The sequence below is a fragment of the Streptacidiphilus pinicola genome (genome assembly GCF_003258295.1).
Taxonomy (GTDB): domain Bacteria; phylum Actinomycetota; class Actinomycetes; order Streptomycetales; family Streptomycetaceae; genus Streptacidiphilus; species Streptacidiphilus pinicola.
In genome coordinates this window covers 43391-58692 of sequence record NZ_QKYN01000053.1, presented here as the reverse complement: position 1 = coordinate 58692, position 15302 = coordinate 43391, and the positions used below count along the sequence as shown (strand labels likewise).

Sequence of the window (15302 nt, the reverse complement as noted above, 5' to 3'; positions counted from 1 at the left end):
CCCGCAGTCACGCAACCGCCTCTGAGAGCCAGTCGCCCGGCGCCATGCCCCTGAGCTTGTCGAGCACGGGTCCGTCGACGCCGTCGCCGCAGACGGGACACCCCTGCGGGTCGCGGTCCCATGTGGTGAGGCGCTCGAGACGGCCGGTCTCGTAGTGGATGTCGATCTGCTGTCCGAGCGCCAGTGGCTCGGCGTGCCGGGTGACCATGCGGACGGCTTCGGCGACGACCAGAGATGCGATCAGGGCCACGTGGGGGGCGAAAGCGGGAACGGCTGAGGCGTGGGCGGTGTCGATGCTCGCCGAAGCCTCCAGCCGGCTGAGATAGCGCGGGTCCATGCGCATGTGGTGGCGGTGGAGGCATTCGAGGCATCCGGTCGTCCCGGGAAGGACAGAGAACATCCCCCCGCTGGTGATGAAGGAGCCACCGCAGACGTAGGGCACGCCTTCGGCCACACAGCCCGCGTTGAGGTATCGCTGTGTCAGCAAGGGACGTTCGTCGATGGCGCCAATCGCGATGTCGGCTCCGTGCACGAGCTCGGCCACCTCGTCCGCGGACCGGATCTGCTGCTGCACCGCGGTGAAGGGGACATGGGGGTTGGTCTCGGCCGCAAGGCGCGCGGCCACCTCCGTCCGCAGCGCCCCGACGTCGCTCTCCTTGTGCAGGAACTGCCGGTTCAGGTCGGTCCGCTCGACCCGGCCGTGGTCCACTGCCGTGATGCTGCCGAATCCGGTCGCGAGCAGCAGCGGAAGAGCGAGGGATCCCTCGCCGCCGAGGCCGAACAGGACCACGCGTGCGTCACGCAGCCGGTCCTGCTCCGCGCCTCGTCGCTCGGAGGCCGTGGCGTAGGAGCTGAGGTAGTCGACGTTCCCGAGGTAGCGATCCAGTTCGCCGCGCTCGTCGTAGGGCGTGGCGATCGCGTCCTCCAGGACGCCTTGCCGGTCGAGGTACTGCACCGCGTCGATGACGCCCTCGACCGTGAGCTCCGGGAAGGATTCGCAGACCCGTCGGATCACCTCGTTCAGTGGCGATTCGCCGTTGAGCGCGGCCACGAGGGTCCAAAGGTGCTGTTTCGGGTCGGTCACTTCCATGGACGGCCCGAATCGGGCGCCGATGCGGAACTGGATGTCGTCGATCCGGGTAACCGGGTAGATCCTCTTGACGCGGACTCTCGAATCCAGTGACAGCATTTCTGGGCTTCCTTACGCAGGGAGTGAAGAGGTGTGCGGCCCCGGCGTCCCTGTTCCTGGCCGGCCATTCGGTTACCGCTCGGTATTCGGCCGGGTGGGGTCCGAATACCGGAATGCGGCTCACCGGCTAAGGTCGGCAGGACGGCTCCGGTTTCTCAGGTGTCCTCCAGGCTCCAGCCCGCCAGCCAGGCTGTGCCCGTGATGGTCCGCCGCCCGAGTTCCCGTGCCCTGGCCCGCGCCGCTTCCGCCTCGTCGGCCAGGAGGAACGCGACGACGTCAACGCGTCCGGGATGCGACCTGATCCGCAGGTGCTCCACTCGGTCGGTCGTCTCGGCCTGGGCCCACATCGCCTGGGCGAGTTGGTCGGGATCCGGCTGCTCACCGGCGGGGCCGGACAGGTGCAGGGTGATCATGTGCATAGGTGCTCTCCGTAGCGGCCACTAGTCGAGGGAGGTCCGTCCCTGCCCCCACTGAGGCTGAGAGTGAGAGCACAACGCGCGGACTATCTCGGCGCTGCGCCCCACCCCAGACCGGTGCCGGGGGACGAGGTGTCGCTGGCGGTTGTTCCGCTGGCCGGAGCCGCCGCTGAGACGGGACCTGCACAGAGCACGGTCGCAATACCGAGCGCTGCGAGGAGGTTCAGGACAATGCAGATTTTCTTGGGCACGACAGACTCCCCCGAGACTGGATGGGAACAGGGATTTCGGAGTCTTCATCCCGTTTGGGAGGCGACTTCGAAGTGATCCCTAGCCTGTCCGCCGTTGCCGAACGGTGTCACCGGGTTCTGGCTGTCACCATGTGGCCTGACACCTTGGGGACAGGACTTGACGAAGTCTCCTGTCGTTTCGTTGAGCGTCTTGACGAGATCTTGACGCGTCCACTCCCGAAACCCTTGATCGAGTTGCCTATTCGTGTAAAAATCGCTGCACAGCGGGGTAGGTGTGCCCCCATCAGGGGGAGCTGATGCTGCAGTTCTTGGGGCTGTCTGCCCGCGCCGAGGCCGTCTACCGCAGCATGCTCGGCCATCCCGACCACGGCGTCGCGGATCTGGCGGCGGACACCGGACTCCCCGAGGACGACATCCGATGCGCGCTCGACGAACTGGGCGATCTGGAACTGCTGAGACCCTCGTCGCGTGCCGGAGGGGGCGTCAGACCGGTCAGCCCCGAGGTGGGCCTGGCCGCGCTGCTCGCCGCCGCAGAAGCAGATGCCGCCGCTCGGCAGGCGCAGATCGAAGCGACCCGGGCCGAGATCGCCGCCATCGCGGCCCAGCACGAGCGCACGCGCGACTGGGACGGCGCGCTCCGGCTGGAAGGGATCGACGCCGTCCGCAGCAGGCTGGAGGAAATCCAGCGCCTGACCGAGACCGAGATCCTCTCGCTGAACCCCGGTGGCGCCGACCGGCCCGACGCCCGTGACGCCTCCGGTCCCCTGAACGAGCAGGCGCTCAAGCGGGGCGTGGTGATCCGTTCGGTGTCCCGCGAAAGCTTCCGCAACGACCCCGACACCCTGGCCTACGCCGAGTGGTTGACCAGGCTCGGCGGCCAGATGCGCACGGTCCCCTCCGTCCCTATCCCGCTGATCGTCGTCGACCGCAAGCTCGCCATCCTGCCCCTGGACGTCAGTGATCCGCGCATCGGCGCGCTCGAGGTCCACAGTCCGTCCGTGGTCGCCGTCGTTCATGCACTGTTCGAGAGTGTCTGGGCCGTCGCCACACCCTTCGGCGAGACCGCCCCGATCGACGAGCACGGGTGCAACCCGATGGAGAGGGCTCTGCTCGACCTGATCAGCACCGGGTGCACCGACGACGCGGCGGCCCGGAAACTCGGAGTCTCGCTGCGCACCGTGCGCAGGATCATGTCCGGCCTGATGTTCCGCCTGGACGCCTCGAGTCGATTCCAGGCCGGCATCAACGCGGCGAAGCGCGGATGGCTCTAAGCCCTGCCCCGCGAGGCATTCATTGCTGATCATTAATTTCGCACTCTGCATTGTGTATGTACGACAGGAAGGTCCGCTCGCATGGCGCGAGATCTGCCTTCCCGGACTGTGTAATTCTAAAATCGGCGCTAACCTGACGCCATGTCGCGAGATGACTTGAGCAAAGAGATCATCATTCAGGCCGCTATTGAGCTGCTGGACGCCGAAGGATTGGAAGGCTTGTCCATGCGCCGCCTCGGCGACCGGCTCGATGCCGCCGCCACAGCCATGTATTGGTATGTCACGAGCAAGAGTCATCTTCTCATACTGGCGAGCAACGAGGTATGGGGCGAGGTGGTACTCCCCGATCTTGATCGGGTCGATTGGCGAACGGCGGCGGCAGACATGGCCGGCGGCCTCCACCGCATGGTCAGCCAGCATCCCTGGCTCGTGACCGCCTTCGCATCCCAGCCTGTCTACGGAGAGAACAAGGCCCGCCACGACGACCGCATTCTCGCGGTCTACGAGAAGGCCGGATTCGTCGGCGCGGAGGTCGACGACGCAGCGACCACGGTCTTCATGTTCGTTCTCGGCCATGCTCTCGGCGGATCCACCTCCGATTCCCTGAATCGTCAGCTCAGTCGCGGGAGTGGAAACTCCCAGTCTCGGGTCCAGCAATCGTTGGAGGAAGCCAAAGAAGTCGCTCTGCGTTTTCCCCGGCTGCGGGAACGCTTGGAAGGGGCCACCGAGACCGGCTACGGGTCTGCGCCCGGGCGTAGCTTCGAGTTCGGCCTCAGGGCGGTCCTGGACGGACTCGAGCACAGAATCAGAACCCGACCGCTCCCACCGTCGAACCACGCCGTCCCGGTGGCTCTGAACACTCTCCAAGCCTGCACTCCCTGCCCTTGAGGGTGCCGTTTGCCTGCACTCCATCGACGTTAGGCCGGACCGCTATCGGCCAGTTATCGAAGTTCCAAATAATAGCCTGCGCGTGTCAGGGATACCCGTTCTGGTCTGCGAGAATCCGGAAACTGAGGGGGTAGCGGCCCCCGGGTCCAAGGGGGACGCGTGCGAGCGGGGACGCGCGCCAGTCGCTGGTGACCACCGTCGTCCTGCACACATGACGCCATGCCACGGCCGACCAGTTCCTCTTGCTGAACCTGCAGGTCCAGCAGCGCATCTGACGCCAGATCGAGTACACAGGCGCACGCCGATGCGCCGCCATGGCCCTTGTCCGGGCTGCCCGCCCCGGCAGGCAGCGCTTCCCACCATCACTCGTGAGAACGGATCAGTCATGTCTTCTTTCAGAAGCGCAGGGCCCGTTGACGCCACCATCCATCTTGGGGCCGGCAGCGCGGAGATCACCGTGTCGAACCAGGGCGAGACCTCCGTCGAAGTCCGCCCGTCCACCGCCGGGAACGCGGACGACATCCGTGTTGCCGAGGCAACTCAGGTCAAGTACGCCGGCGGCCGGCTGACGGTCAGGACACCGCTCTTCGATCTGCGTGGCTCTGTCTCGCTCAAAGTCTCGCTCCCCCAAGGTTCCAGGCTTGAGGCGGACGTGACGGCGGGCCACTTGACCAGCACCGGCGTCCTTGGGGACTGCGAGGTCCGCACCGGCACCGGAAACGTCCGCATCGCCCAGGGCAACGCCGTCCGGGTCCTGACCCAGCACGGGAACATAGACGTCGGCCGGGCCCTGGGCCAGGTGGAGGTCAGCGCCGGATCGGGCCACCTGCGGATCGACTCGGTGGACGGCAACGCCCGGCTGACGAACACCAACGGTGACACTCAGGTCGGACTCGCCGCCGGCGACGTTGAGGTGCAGGGAACCAACGGGAACATCACCATCGGCCGTGCCGGGGCCTGCGTCGTGGCGACGACCTCCAGCGGGCACGTGAAGGTCAGGGAAGTGGTCCGCGGCACCATCGACCTGCGCAGTAACCTCGGCAATCTTGAGATCGGCGTCCGCGAGGGCAGCTCTGCCCATTTGGACGTGCACACGCAGTTGGGGAGAATCCACAACGCTCTCGAAGGCCTGGACCTCCCGGACTCGGACCTGAACGACGTTCGGATCACCGGGTCGACGAACCTCGGCGACGTCATGGTCCAGCGGGCGCCCAGCGGCTCCTGACCGGACGCCCCCTGCCGCGACACGGCCCTGTGTCCTGTCCTGGCAACAGGACAGGACACAGGGCCGTCCTTCACTGGCTCCCTCAGCAACAGTGAGTGGAAGGATGCCGTTCGGTTTTCCTCTCGCTGGCCCGTTCAGCAACAGTCAGGCTGCTCGGCCAGGCGGGCGGACAAGTCACGCAGTGCGTTGCCGCAGCTCCACCACATTGGACTTGGAGCCGGCCCCGGTCACCTTCGGGCCGACGCCGTAGTAGCGGATGTTGCCGATGCGGGTGATCTCCTGAAGCCAGCCTTCGACGGCGAGCTCTCGCACGTCCCGGGCGAACTGGGACCGGTTCATGCCGAGGTAGGCAGCGATCTTCATCGCCGGGCTCATCACTGCACCGTAGTCCGGGTGCACCTCCACCAGCAGGTAGAAGTTCATGATCCGCAACTGGGGAGCAGACATGCTGAGCCATTCGCCGACCCGGTCAGGGGGCAAGGCCAGCTCGGCCAAGGAGCGGAAAGTGAAGTCATCGTTCATCAGGATGCCCTTCGCTCCTGGATCGTCGGAAGGTTCGGCGGCGGTGCGGCCTGCGCATCCCTGCGCTGCTGTTCACCGCCGGCCCTGCTGGCGAGATGCGGCGTCGGCTTGTAGTAGACGATCCGTCCGTGCCGCTCGGCCTCGACGAGCAGATCCAGCTTGGCGAGCTTGCGGATGGAGCCCGCGACGGTCCGCGGGGTGACTCCCAGGAACTGGGCGATCTCCGCGCGCATCCACCGCAGCGGACCAGTGGAACGCTTTCCGTGGGCTGCCACGACATGCAGCAGGAGGATGTCCCGATCAGTTGGCGTGAGCCCTGACCTCTTGTCGAGCAGCTTCAGCCACAACCCGTCGCTCTGCGGGGTGTAGGCCCCGTCGAAGAGGTACGTCTCCTGGAGCGCCCTGAAGGTCGTGGTCACCTCCACGAGCTCTCCGGTGTCCGCGTTCACCAGCTGCGCGGTCTGCGGCTTCATCTTGCCCATCGCCACCTCCTTTCTGTGGCTCGTACAGCAACAGGTTCGAGCGAGGGTTTCACATCGCTGGCTCACGCAGCAACAGTCCGTGCATCAGTGGGGTGGAGCCCGCTTCCCCCGTTGGCGTCAGCCCCAACGGACCTCCGCACAAGGACTAATACAAATGCTGGCACGAAGCGGGTCGTGGGGGCGAGGAGGAAGGGTCTCTTGGATCCTCAGACTGGCTCGTGGAGCAACAGTGACCTGTTGTCAGCATCCTCTCGAGCGGTCGTTGATTTCCCCTTAAGCGGCTGCTTCCTTCCTCTCAACGGGTCTGTGACTTCCCGTCACCGGCCCCGTAGGAGAACACGTACGGCTGTTGATCGCCCCTTGAGTTGCCCTTGGTTCCTCATAGACCCAGGCGCCCCAAGGGCTTTCCAGCACCCCCTCTTGTACCCGTAAGGGAGGTGCCGGGTGGTCGTCGTTCCGGGTCTGATCCTGGTCCTGGACTGACCTGTCTTTCGCCGCGATCCTCTGTCAGTTCTCGTGAGCCACACGCGAGGGCAGGCGACGGCGATCGGGGGGTTGCTCCTCAGCCCCCTTCGACAGCAACCCGCTGCATCTGGGCACGGTGCTGTGCCGGGCCGCCCTCGGCCCGGCACGGCGCCGTGCGTGGCGTAAGGGGGTCTGGGGGAAGCCGCAAGGCTCCCCCAGGTAGGGCGGGTCCAGCGCCGCCTGGGCGCTGGCGGGGGTCCGGGGGCGGCGCCCCCGGGAGGGTGCGAGTACGCTCGGCCCGCACCACCTGTTGCGGGGAGAGCGAGGGGGCCGGTCCGCCGAGCGGACACGCAGCTCAGCGCTCGACCGGTCACGAACTCGCGCCGCAGACCGCGGTCATGACCAGGTCCCATCATCGAACGGGGGGTCGCACACTGCGGTGGTCGTCGTAAGCCTGCGGTTTCCGGGCGTGGATTACGCGCTTTCGAAGCTGTCGGCAGCGTCGCGTTGGCTTTCCAGCCCGGCGAGGACGGCGCGCAGGCCGAACGCGAAGGTGTCGTCCGGCGCCGCGCCGTAGTCGGCGGCGGCCGTTTCCAGGCGCGCGCGCAACCGCGGGAAGGAGGAAGCGACCTCGCGGGCCTTCGCCATGCCTTCACGCATCGACTGGGCGGCGTTGTCGCCCTCACGGTCGAGCTTGCGGGTGAGGGAGGCAGCGGCGGCCGTCCCAACGGCGTTTCCGAGCACGAAGGTGAAGACGGCGGCCGCCGCCTGGTCTGCGCGCGCGCCGGTGAATCCTGCCGCCTCGTAGAGGGCGAGGTTGTGGTCGTCGTGCCGGGCCTTTCCGGGGCCGGCCATCAGCAAGGAGCCGAATGCCTGCACGAGCCAGGGGTGGCGGGTGAGCATCGCGTGTAGGCCGTCTGCCATGTCGGTGGCGGCCGGCCGCCAGTCGTCGGGGCTGCATCGTTGCAGGTCGGGCAGTGCGATCTCGTTCCACACGTGGTCCCCGGCCAGTGCGATGAGGTCGTCCTTGCTGCCCACGTGCCAGTAGACGGCGGTGGCCGCGGCGCCCAGCCGCTTGCCCAGGGCGCGCATGTTCAGGCCTTCCATGCCTTCGGCGTCCAGTAGTTCGACGGCGGCGTGGACGATCTGTTCGCGGGTCAGGGTGTCGCGGGGCATGCGCTCAACATAGCGGACTTGAACATAGTTCAGGAAGGGACTTGCACTGTGTTCAAGTACTGCCGTACCGTTCTACTTGAACACAGTGCAAGTGCAGTCTCCGCAGGGGCGCCGCGCGACCGAGCTCGACGCCGCACACATAGCGCGAACAGGGGAACGGAATGTCCCAGGACAAGCTGTCCGATGTCGTCCAGGCCACGGCCGCCAAGTTCGGCATCCCGGGCGTCGCCGTCGGCATCTGGGCCGACGGCCAGGAGATCTTCGCCGCCCACGGTATGACCAGCCTCGACAACCCACTGCCCGTCGACCAGCACACGCTGTTCCAGATCGGCTCGATCACCAAGTCGTTCACCGCGACCGCGCTGATGCGCCTGGTCGCGGACGGGCGGGTCGAGCTGGAGGCGCCGGTGCGCCGATACGTGCCCGAGCTCGAACTGGCAGACGAGCAGGCCGCTACGGAGATCACCGTCTTGAACCTGCTCAACCACACCGCTGGGCTGGAGTGGAACCTCCTCGTCGACACCGGTGACGGGGACGACGCCCTGGCCCAGTTCGTGGCGAAGTTCCCCGAGCTGAGGCAGATCGCGCCCCCCGGGACCCGGTCCTCCTACAGCCAGGCGGGATACAACCTGGTCGGGCGAATCCTGGAGAAGGTCACGGGTCTGACGTACGAGCAGGCCGTCTCCGCTCTCGTACTCGAGCCCGCGGGCCTGTCCAACAGCTTCTTCGCCCCCGAGGACGTCCGCGCCCGCCGGTTCGCGGAAGGGCACAACCGCGCTGAGGACGGGACGCTCTCCGTCGCACAGGAATGGCAGGTGCCACGCTGTCAGAACCCGGGCGGGGGCCTGAACTCCACGGTGTCGGACCTGCTTCGCTGGGCCCAGGTCCACCTCGCCGACGGTCGCACACCGAGCGGTGCCCAGGTGCTGCCCGCCGAGGCGGTGCGGCACATGCGGGTCCCGACCGTCGCGCTGCAGGCCAGCTCGCTCGGCGACGCTTTGGGCATCTGCTGGTTCCTGCGCGACGTGGACGGCGTTCACACGTTCGGGCACGGCGGGTCGGCGAACGGCCAGTTCGCCGAGTTCCTCATCGTGCCCGACCGGAACTTCGCCATCGTCGTGACGTCCAATGCCGGCCCGGACGGCACCACGTGCAACCAGGCCATCGTCCGCTGGGCGCTGGAGAACTACCTTGGCATTCTCGACCGGGACCCCGAGCCGATCCCGTACGACGCGGCGCGCGCCCAGGAGATCGTGGGCGGGTACGACATCGATGTCATGACGCTCACCATCGCGACGGACGGGAACGGGCTGACACTCGCGGCCGCGATCAAGCCGGAGATCCGTGCGGCCTCGACGGACGAGATGCCCGCGGACTACGAGCCGGCCGCCATGGGCTTGCTCCCCGGCGACGGGGACGAGTACATCATCACCGAGGGCGGCCTCACGGGGCAGCGCGGCTTCTTCAGCCGCGACGAGAACGGCGCGGTCGTCGCGATCGACCTGGCCGGGCGGGTGTTCAACCGGGTGCCGGCTGCCTCCGAATGACGGGTGTGGCGGCGCCGCGCGGGTGCAACACCCGCACGAGCGTGAATCGCCCCCGCTGAGGCAGCGGTAGCTTCGTCGAACATCCCAACCAGGAGGCCGAGTGAACACCCGCAAGCCCGAAACCATCCACACCGACCGGCTGTCGTTAATTCCCCTGCGGGTCGAGCACGCCGACGAGATGGCCACGGTGCTGTCCGACCCCGAACTGCACACCTTCACCGGCGGCGCCCCGGACACGGCCCAGGCTTTGCGCGTCCGCTACGAACGCTGGACGGCCGGCTCAGCCCGCCCCACCGAATCCTGGTGCAACTGGGTGATCCGGCTCCGCGAGACGGCCTGTCTGACCGGCTACGTCCAGGCCACGATCATCGAGGACGACCGGGGAGCCACCGCGGAGATCGCATGGGTCGTGGGAACTGCCTGGCAGCGGCGAGGCATCGCCACCGAGGCGGCCCAAGGACTCGTCAACTGGCTCAGGGAACAGCCGGTGCACACCGTCAGCGCCCACATCCACCCGGACAACAAGGCATCCGCCGCCGTGGCCGCCGCAGCCGGCCTCGCTCCCACCGACCAATGGCACGACGGGGAGATCAGATGGCAACTGACGGTCAGCTGACCACGCACCGCCACGAACCTTGACGAGGCGGGGACGGCAAGAAGGGAAAGCCGCCTCGGCCCGGCCGGGCCTGTCGGAAGGGCACACCCCTTCTGCTCCACGGCGAGCGTCGCCCGTCAGGCGACCTCGCCCTGGCCGCCAACGAGTGGAAGACCGCGCTCGGCATGCAAGCCCTCCCGAGCCCGATGCCGCCAGGTCAATACCCCCGGTGCCCCGGTCAGCGGACGTCGAAGTCGCCCTCGTCCCATTCGAAGTCCTGGGCGACGAAGCCTCCGTACGGGCCGCCGTTGAAGTAGTCGGCCAACGCCTGGCCGATGACGACGCGGACCTCATCCTCGTTGTCGGCCAGGGCCAGGGCGGCGGCCTGCTCGCCGGTCAAGGTGACGTGGACGTCGCGGGAGCGGACCGCGTCCGAACCGCGGATGTTGAAGGTGGTGGCCCGGCCGACGCGCGCGGTGTGGCCGGAGAAGGCGCCAAGCTGTGCCAGCTGCCTGGCCTTGCGCCCGCGGCCGCGGTCGGTGGTCTGCACGCGGACCGCGTCGTTGGCCAGCCGGTCGGCCGAGGTGGTCGGGCGCGGGAGCGGTGGCCGGCCCTGGCGGGCTCGGGCGGCGTTCTCCTTCTCCCAGCGCCGCTCGGCGGCGCGGGAAAGCTCCGGGGGTGTGCGGGTCCCCTTGATCCAGCGTTCCACCGTGCGCTGGCTGACGCCGTAGGCGACGGCCATGGCCCTGGTGGAGCCGCCGAACATCTTGTCCCTCACCTGCGCGGCCTGCGTGGTGGTGTGCACCGGGGCCTTGCGTGAAGGGAACAGCGCCTCGCGGACCCGGCCGAACATGCCCCTGCCCGCCATCAGAACTCACCGTCTTCCGCGATGCCGCCCTCGGCCTGGGCGAGAAGGCCGCCGTCGGTGCCGTACTGGTGGACCAGACGGGACGGATGCTCACGGCGCTCCATCACCGCCACCGCCGCAGCCAGCGGGAAGGAGGACTCGTGCTTGTGAGAGCCGGGGGCGATACCCAGGCGCAGCGCGCCGGGCACTGGGGAGCCGTCCTCCTTGACCGGCAGCAGCTCGATCGGTGACGGGGCGTCGGCGGCGTAGAGGTAGGAGTCGACGTTGACCGCGATCGGGGCCCGGCCGGTCAGCTGGAGCGTCTTGCGCAGCCGGCGGTGCGCGGCGATGCGGGCGGCGGCGATGATGTGGAACCGGATCTCCGGCCGGTACGCCCAGGAGGCGGCGACCTTCTCCAGCCACGTCTGGTCGTCCAGGTGGCGTGCGGAGTCGGCCCACTTGCCGATCCCGCCCTTGTAGACGTTCTTGTACAGCCCGGCCAGCGTCAGCGCGTCAGCCAACTCGGGGTCGGAGCCGATGTCCTTGTGGAGGGCGTAGATGGCGAGGAACGCCTCGGGGCCGAGGCCGTCGACCAGGCCGAGGACGGCGTAGGCGCGCTTGTACCCCGCCCGTACGCGGCCCGTCCACTCCTTCAACATCGGCGCCGTGTGCACGGACAGGTAGGCATCGGTGATCGTGCCCGGGTTGAAGCCGTAGGTGCTGGCCATGTAGGCGACGGTGGGGGTGGCGTACCAGCCCGGTCCGGTCGGCGGCATCCCGTGGAACGTCGCCGGGTGCGGCAGCAACTCGTCCACGGGCGTGGCGGTGAAATCGCACCACCACAGTCCGGCGATCTTCTCGTCCCACACCGGCTGCTTTACCAGCTTGAGCGGGCCGACCGGCAGGCGCAGGGACTCGGTGACGGACAGATAGGAGGCGCACACGTCGACCGCGACCGCGAACGGCTTCTTCGCCTCGTCCTCGGTGAGCGGCCGGGCCCACCACTTGTAGTCCTCCTCCTCACACACCACCCCACCCTGGGACAGCAGCTGACGGGTCAGCGGGTGCCGCGCCCCGGCCGCCGGCGCGACGCACAGGTCGCCCGCCGGGAGCGCGCCGTCGCGCAGATGCGAGGTCCACTCCCCCGTCGTCTCGTCCCGCACCCACTCGATCCGGGGACGGACCGCGTCCAGGAGCAGCATCGCGGTCGACGCCGTGCTCGCGCCCGGGGCGACGCCCAGGTCCGCGGTGAAGGCGCGGATCCGGCGCGCCAAAGTGAGCCCGTCCAAGCTGCCGTCGGGTCCGGTGGCGAGTGGCGCGGCCAGGGCGCTGGTGGCCTGCTGACGGGCGTCGCCCTGCCCCAGCCAGGGCGCGACCAGCACGCCCAGCGAAGTGCGGGGGCCGCCGGCCGAGCCCTTGCGGCGGAACGCGCGGAACGTCGGGCCGATCTGGTCGGAGACCTCCATCCCGACGCTCGCGGCAGCCTTCGCGAGCCTGACCTGCAGCGCCGTCAGGGCCCTGTCCGTGGACGGCAGCGTGGTCGGCAGGCCGAGCTGGGCGAGCGCGCCGGCGGTCAGCACCACCATGCCGTCGCCGCCCCGGCCCGCGGCGTGGAGCCGCTCGATCCGCAGCGGCAGGCCGGTGCCCAACCAGGTGAACAGGTCGGTCAACTTCGGTCCGGCCGGAGCCGGGACCTGCGGCACGTCCAGCACCCAGCCGTCCGCCGCGACGTCCAGGGCGACCGCGGGCCACCACCGAGCAGCGGACTCGCCGGGGCGTTGCGTGGCTGGCCGACCGCTGGTGCGGGCCGGAGTAGGACGCCGGGAGGGCGTATCGGCCCGCGTGTTGGGGCGGGGCGGCTGCGCGTGAGCGGGGGCGGGAGCTGCGACAGGCGCAGCCGGGGGCTGGGGTGCGGCCGTGACGACCGGGACGGGCCGCATCGGGTCGGCGGCGCGGTCTGGAGCGGAAGTCGCCGTCGACGCGGGGGCCGGGGCGGGCGACTCCGCGGGGGCTGGCGTGGCGGAGTAGCGCTGGGCCAGGCCCTCCAACAGTCGCCGGTAGGCGGTCAGTCGGTCGCCGGTCGGCTCGGTGCGGCCGGCTTCCCAGGACTCCAATGTCGCGGTGCGGGTGCCCAGAGCCTGTGCCACTGCGGCGACAGTCAGCCCTGCGGCCTCCCGCAGGCGAACTCGCTCGGTAGGGACGGGCAGTACGGTCCCGGTCTTCACGGCGGCCAGCAGCGCGTCGACGCCGGCGAACATGTCGTCGTCGCTACCGGGCATCAGGCTCCCCTTCTGGCATGGTGGTCGCGGGCAGCCGGTTCACGGCCTCCAGGGCGGCGATGGCGTCGCCGATCGCCACTTGGGCGCGACGCAGTCGCTCCAGCAGCTCCTCGCCTGTCGGCTGCGGCAGTGCCGCCACGAAGGTGCCCTCGCCTTGGGAAATCCGGAGCACGCCTTCGTCGCGCAGATCGTTGGTCGCCCTGCGGACGGTGTTCAGAGAGGCCCCATAACACTCCCTGAGTGCGCCCAGATCGGGGAGTTGCTCCCCAACCGCCCACTCGCCGGCGGCGATCCGCCGGCGGAGGTCGGTGTAGATGTCCCGATACAACGCCATGGAGCCAAGACTAGCACTCTATCGCAATCTATTGCAAGTCATGAATGTATCGGGCCGTGCACGCCAAACGGAAGCCTTCTCGCCTCCGTGACTTTGCACGGTAGATGGCCACGCTCCAGGGTTGATGGCCAAGGCTTCCAAGCTGCCTGCCCGGCCTGAGCACCTCACCCGGCCAGCACCCGACACTGCCCGGAGTCCCGGTTCCCGCCTGTCGCGGCGGTACCACGTACCACGTGGAATGGGGCCGTTCCTTAGCCCACCGATGCCATCATGAACGTCGTGACGTATGACATAGCCGTCGCGGACAGCGGTAATACCCGGGCGCTCGGCGCCCCGTGGAACCGGTGGAAGGTCGAGGGTTGTGTCGCGTGGAATGTTCGCCATCAGGCCAGCACCGCCTGCACCGAGGGCCGGATCGTCGCCAGGGCATCGAGCTCACGGGCGATCCTGGTCAGTTCGGCGACCGGACCGGGTCCTGCGGTTCGCAGAAAGCGTCCCAGGGCCGACAGGGCCAAGGAGTCCCCGACTTGGTGTCGCAAGCGCATGGCGTCTACAACCGACCTCGCCCGGCCGTACACCTGGACTGTCTCACCAGGGGCGACCTCAAACGGTTCGACACCAATCATGAAGGTCTCCGCCGCGTACTGAGAGACGACCGTGGGCGGATAGGAGATCTTCGGGCGGTGCGAGCCACGAGGCACCGCGATATGGACAGCCGAGGGGACGTCGTCGATCAGATCGTGCAACGCCAGAGCGGACTCGCCGCACACCACCGCCGACGGGGCACGACGCGCGACAGCCACCAAGTCGAGATGAGCGGCCTCAGGGGCGGACGCGAGACGATAGACGCCTCTGGACAGCTCCTCGATCTCGCCGTCGGCAACCAGCGTCGCGAGATCCCTTGATGCCAGCCCAGCCCTGCGTGCCTGGGCGGTCGTGAATGTCGGCGGCAGGGCGCTCAACCGTGATTCGAGCCTGCCAGACGCATCCATGTATCAAATTCTACCCACCTCCAAGCAACATGGGTAGGAATCGATACATCGCAGTGCTTGGGTGCACCCTGACCGGTTCCCCAGACGGCCTCCTCGCCCCCGCCGGCGCCGGCGCCGGCGCCGGCGCCGGCGCGCCGTCCGCCTCTGACGGTCGCGCGCTCACCACCACCAGAGGCGACGTCAGGGTGCGGTTGTGGGACCCAGTCACCGGCCAGCCCCACGGCAAACCCCTGATCGGCCACAGCAACAGCATTCGGTCGGTGATGTTCTCCCCCGACAGCCGCCTGCTCGCCACCGCGAGCAGCGACGGGACGGCGCGACTATGGCCCCTTGCCACTCAACCCCATCCGGGTCGCCGCGGCTCAGGCCCTGCCCGGCCGTCCACGACGACGCCGACGACCGCGGCCGGCCCCCTGGGGCCCCCGGCGCGGCCCCGCCTGCACCTCGTCACTGGCGCGGGGGCCGGTGTGAGCGCCAGGTGGCGAACAGGCCCATGCCCACGCTGGTGACGGCGGTGAAAGCGCCGGGGCCGGCCAGGGTGAACACGGCGGCGGCCAGGGCGATCAGGACCAGCAGGGCCACCAGGTCCAGCACCCGCTCGTGGGTCGGGGCCGGCGGGACGGGGTTGGCCGGGCGGACGGCAGTGTCGTCCGAGATCCGGGGGGCTGGCGACGGCGCGACGGTCGCGGCAGCGGAAGCCGCCGCGGTCTGCTGGGTGGGGTCGTTGGTGTCCATGCCCACCAGTGCAGCCCCGATCCGGCGGCGACCCACCACCACACGAACGATCCCGCGCGAGACCGATCGGCACTGGCCAGGACCGTAC

At 68.7% G+C, this 15302-nt stretch carries 16 protein-coding genes; 6 read left to right on the top strand and 10 right to left on the bottom strand.

From position 1 onward, the window contains the following. Window positions 1-7 precede the first annotated feature (7 nt). Both DN069_RS13895 and DN069_RS13890 read right to left on the bottom strand, forming a co-directional pair. Entirely contained in the window at window positions 8-1189 is a 1182-nt protein-coding gene (locus tag DN069_RS13895) for a HesA/MoeB/ThiF family protein (RefSeq protein ID WP_111501266.1), read from the bottom strand. 155 nt (window positions 1190-1344) lie between these two features. Continuing rightward, window positions 1345-1608 carry a hypothetical protein gene (locus tag DN069_RS13890; protein ID WP_111501265.1) on the bottom strand — a complete coding sequence of 88 codons (264 nt, stop codon included), beginning with the start codon at window positions 1606-1608 and terminating at the stop codon, window positions 1345-1347. A 544-nt stretch (window positions 1609-2152) separates the two neighbouring features. Here DN069_RS13890 and DN069_RS40055 point away from each other — a divergent pair. The 3 genes from DN069_RS40055 (at window position 2153) to DN069_RS13875 (ending at window position 5240) form a co-directional block, all read left to right on the top strand. Next, on the top strand, window positions 2153-3127 hold the full coding sequence (locus DN069_RS40055) for a helix-turn-helix domain-containing protein (RefSeq protein WP_165845493.1): 975 nt from the start codon (window positions 2153-2155) through the stop codon (window positions 3125-3127). Window positions 3128-3268: 141 nt separating this feature from the next. Continuing rightward, window positions 3269-4015, top strand: a complete 747-nt coding sequence (locus tag DN069_RS13880) for a TetR/AcrR family transcriptional regulator C-terminal domain-containing protein (protein ID WP_111501263.1) — start codon at window positions 3269-3271, stop codon at window positions 4013-4015. 211 nt (window positions 4016-4226) lie between these two features. Continuing rightward, window positions 4227-5240, top strand: coding sequence for a DUF4097 family beta strand repeat-containing protein (locus tag DN069_RS13875; RefSeq protein ID WP_111501262.1), 1014 nt, complete (start codon window positions 4227-4229; stop codon window positions 5238-5240). 174 nt (window positions 5241-5414) lie between these two features. Here DN069_RS13875 and DN069_RS13870 read toward each other — a convergent pair whose 3' ends face one another. The 3 genes from DN069_RS13870 to DN069_RS13860 all read right to left on the bottom strand — a co-directional run bounded on the left by DN069_RS13870 (window position 5415) and on the right by DN069_RS13860 (window position 7885). After that, entirely contained in the window at window positions 5415-5762 is a 348-nt protein-coding gene (locus DN069_RS13870) for a hypothetical protein (RefSeq protein ID WP_111501261.1), read from the bottom strand. Then, window positions 5762-6244, bottom strand: coding sequence for a helix-turn-helix domain-containing protein (locus tag DN069_RS13865; RefSeq protein WP_111501260.1), 483 nt, complete (start codon window positions 6242-6244; stop codon window positions 5762-5764). Before DN069_RS13865 ends, DN069_RS13870 begins: the two co-directional genes overlap by 1 nt. 939 nt (window positions 6245-7183) lie before the next feature. After that, window positions 7184-7885 (bottom strand): TetR/AcrR family transcriptional regulator, encoded by a 702-nt coding sequence (locus DN069_RS13860; RefSeq protein ID WP_111501259.1) that lies wholly within the window; start codon window positions 7883-7885, stop codon window positions 7184-7186. 161 nt (window positions 7886-8046) lie between these two features. Between DN069_RS13860 and DN069_RS13855 the strand changes: the two genes are divergently transcribed. Both DN069_RS13855 and DN069_RS13850 read left to right on the top strand, forming a co-directional pair. Then, window positions 8047-9432 (top strand): serine hydrolase domain-containing protein, encoded by a 1386-nt coding sequence (locus DN069_RS13855; RefSeq protein WP_111501258.1) that lies wholly within the window; start codon window positions 8047-8049, stop codon window positions 9430-9432. Window positions 9433-9532: 100 nt separating this feature from the next. Continuing rightward, window positions 9533-10048 (top strand): GNAT family N-acetyltransferase, encoded by a 516-nt coding sequence (locus DN069_RS13850; RefSeq protein WP_111501257.1) that lies wholly within the window; start codon window positions 9533-9535, stop codon window positions 10046-10048. Window positions 10049-10265: 217 nt separating this feature from the next. Here DN069_RS13850 and DN069_RS13845 read toward each other — a convergent pair whose 3' ends face one another. The 4 genes from DN069_RS13845 to DN069_RS13830 form a co-directional block, all read right to left on the bottom strand. Beyond that, the gene (locus DN069_RS13845) at window positions 10266-10895 is read right to left on the bottom strand and encodes a hypothetical protein (RefSeq protein ID WP_133259919.1); all 630 of its coding nucleotides are present in this window, start codon (window positions 10893-10895) and stop codon (window positions 10266-10268) included. After that, window positions 10895-13153: a helix-turn-helix domain-containing protein gene (locus DN069_RS13840; protein WP_111501255.1), complete on the bottom strand. Its 2259-nt coding sequence runs from the start codon at window positions 13151-13153 to the stop codon at window positions 10895-10897. The genes DN069_RS13845 and DN069_RS13840 overlap by 1 nt, the downstream gene beginning before the upstream one ends. Continuing rightward, window positions 13143-13487 carry a GntR family transcriptional regulator gene (locus DN069_RS13835; RefSeq protein WP_111501254.1) on the bottom strand — a complete coding sequence of 115 codons (345 nt, stop codon included), beginning with the start codon at window positions 13485-13487 and terminating at the stop codon, window positions 13143-13145. Before DN069_RS13835 ends, DN069_RS13840 begins: the two co-directional genes overlap by 11 nt. A 383-nt stretch (window positions 13488-13870) precedes the next feature. After that, window positions 13871-14479 (bottom strand): type IV toxin-antitoxin system AbiEi family antitoxin domain-containing protein, encoded by a 609-nt coding sequence (locus tag DN069_RS13830; RefSeq protein ID WP_111501253.1) that lies wholly within the window; start codon window positions 14477-14479, stop codon window positions 13871-13873. Here DN069_RS13830 and DN069_RS42390 point away from each other — a divergent pair. Further along, window positions 14428-14988 carry a WD40 repeat domain-containing protein gene (locus DN069_RS42390; protein ID WP_207892150.1) on the top strand — a complete coding sequence of 187 codons (561 nt, stop codon included), beginning with the start codon at window positions 14428-14430 and terminating at the stop codon, window positions 14986-14988. The two genes, DN069_RS13830 and DN069_RS42390, sit on opposite strands and share 52 nt — an antisense overlap. Here DN069_RS42390 and DN069_RS13820 read toward each other — a convergent pair. Further along, on the bottom strand, window positions 14927-15214 hold the full coding sequence (locus DN069_RS13820; protein ID WP_111501252.1) for a hypothetical protein: 288 nt from the start codon (window positions 15212-15214) through the stop codon (window positions 14927-14929). The two genes, DN069_RS42390 and DN069_RS13820, sit on opposite strands and share 62 nt — an antisense overlap. Between the last annotated feature and the right edge of the window lie 88 nt (window positions 15215-15302).

What these genes read in the sequence shown, in the direction of transcription:
- DN069_RS13895 (WP_111501266.1), bottom strand. Translation starts at nt 1,189, where the DNA reads ATGCTGTCACTGGATTCGAGAGTCCGCGTCAAGAGGATCTACCCGGTT.
- DN069_RS13890 (WP_111501265.1), bottom strand. Translation starts at nt 1,608, where the DNA reads ATGCACATGATCACCCTGCACCTGTCCGGCCCCGCCGGTGAGCAGCCG.
- DN069_RS40055 (WP_165845493.1), top strand. Translation starts at nt 2,153, where the DNA reads ATGCTGCAGTTCTTGGGGCTGTCTGCCCGCGCCGAGGCCGTCTACCGC.
- DN069_RS13880 (WP_111501263.1), top strand. Translation starts at nt 3,269, where the DNA reads ATGTCGCGAGATGACTTGAGCAAAGAGATCATCATTCAGGCCGCTATT.
- DN069_RS13875 (WP_111501262.1), top strand. Translation starts at nt 4,227, where the DNA reads ATGACGCCATGCCACGGCCGACCAGTTCCTCTTGCTGAACCTGCAGGT.
- DN069_RS13870 (WP_111501261.1), bottom strand. Translation starts at nt 5,762, where the DNA reads ATGAACGATGACTTCACTTTCCGCTCCTTGGCCGAGCTGGCCTTGCCC.
- DN069_RS13865 (WP_111501260.1), bottom strand. Translation starts at nt 6,244, where the DNA reads ATGGGCAAGATGAAGCCGCAGACCGCGCAGCTGGTGAACGCGGACACC.
- DN069_RS13860 (WP_111501259.1), bottom strand. Translation starts at nt 7,885, where the DNA reads ATGCCCCGCGACACCCTGACCCGCGAACAGATCGTCCACGCCGCCGTC.
- DN069_RS13855 (WP_111501258.1), top strand. Translation starts at nt 8,047, where the DNA reads ATGTCCCAGGACAAGCTGTCCGATGTCGTCCAGGCCACGGCCGCCAAG.
- DN069_RS13845 (WP_133259919.1), bottom strand. Translation starts at nt 10,895, where the DNA reads ATGGCGGGCAGGGGCATGTTCGGCCGGGTCCGCGAGGCGCTGTTCCCT.
- DN069_RS13840 (WP_111501255.1), bottom strand. Translation starts at nt 13,153, where the DNA reads ATGCCCGGTAGCGACGACGACATGTTCGCCGGCGTCGACGCGCTGCTG.
- DN069_RS13835 (WP_111501254.1), bottom strand. Translation starts at nt 13,487, where the DNA reads ATGGCGTTGTATCGGGACATCTACACCGACCTCCGCCGGCGGATCGCC.
- DN069_RS42390 (WP_207892150.1), top strand. Translation starts at nt 14,428, where the DNA reads ATGTCGGCGGCAGGGCGCTCAACCGTGATTCGAGCCTGCCAGACGCAT.
- DN069_RS13830 (WP_111501253.1), bottom strand. Translation starts at nt 14,479, where the DNA reads ATGGATGCGTCTGGCAGGCTCGAATCACGGTTGAGCGCCCTGCCGCCG.
- DN069_RS13820 (WP_111501252.1), bottom strand. Translation starts at nt 15,214, where the DNA reads ATGGACACCAACGACCCCACCCAGCAGACCGCGGCGGCTTCCGCTGCC.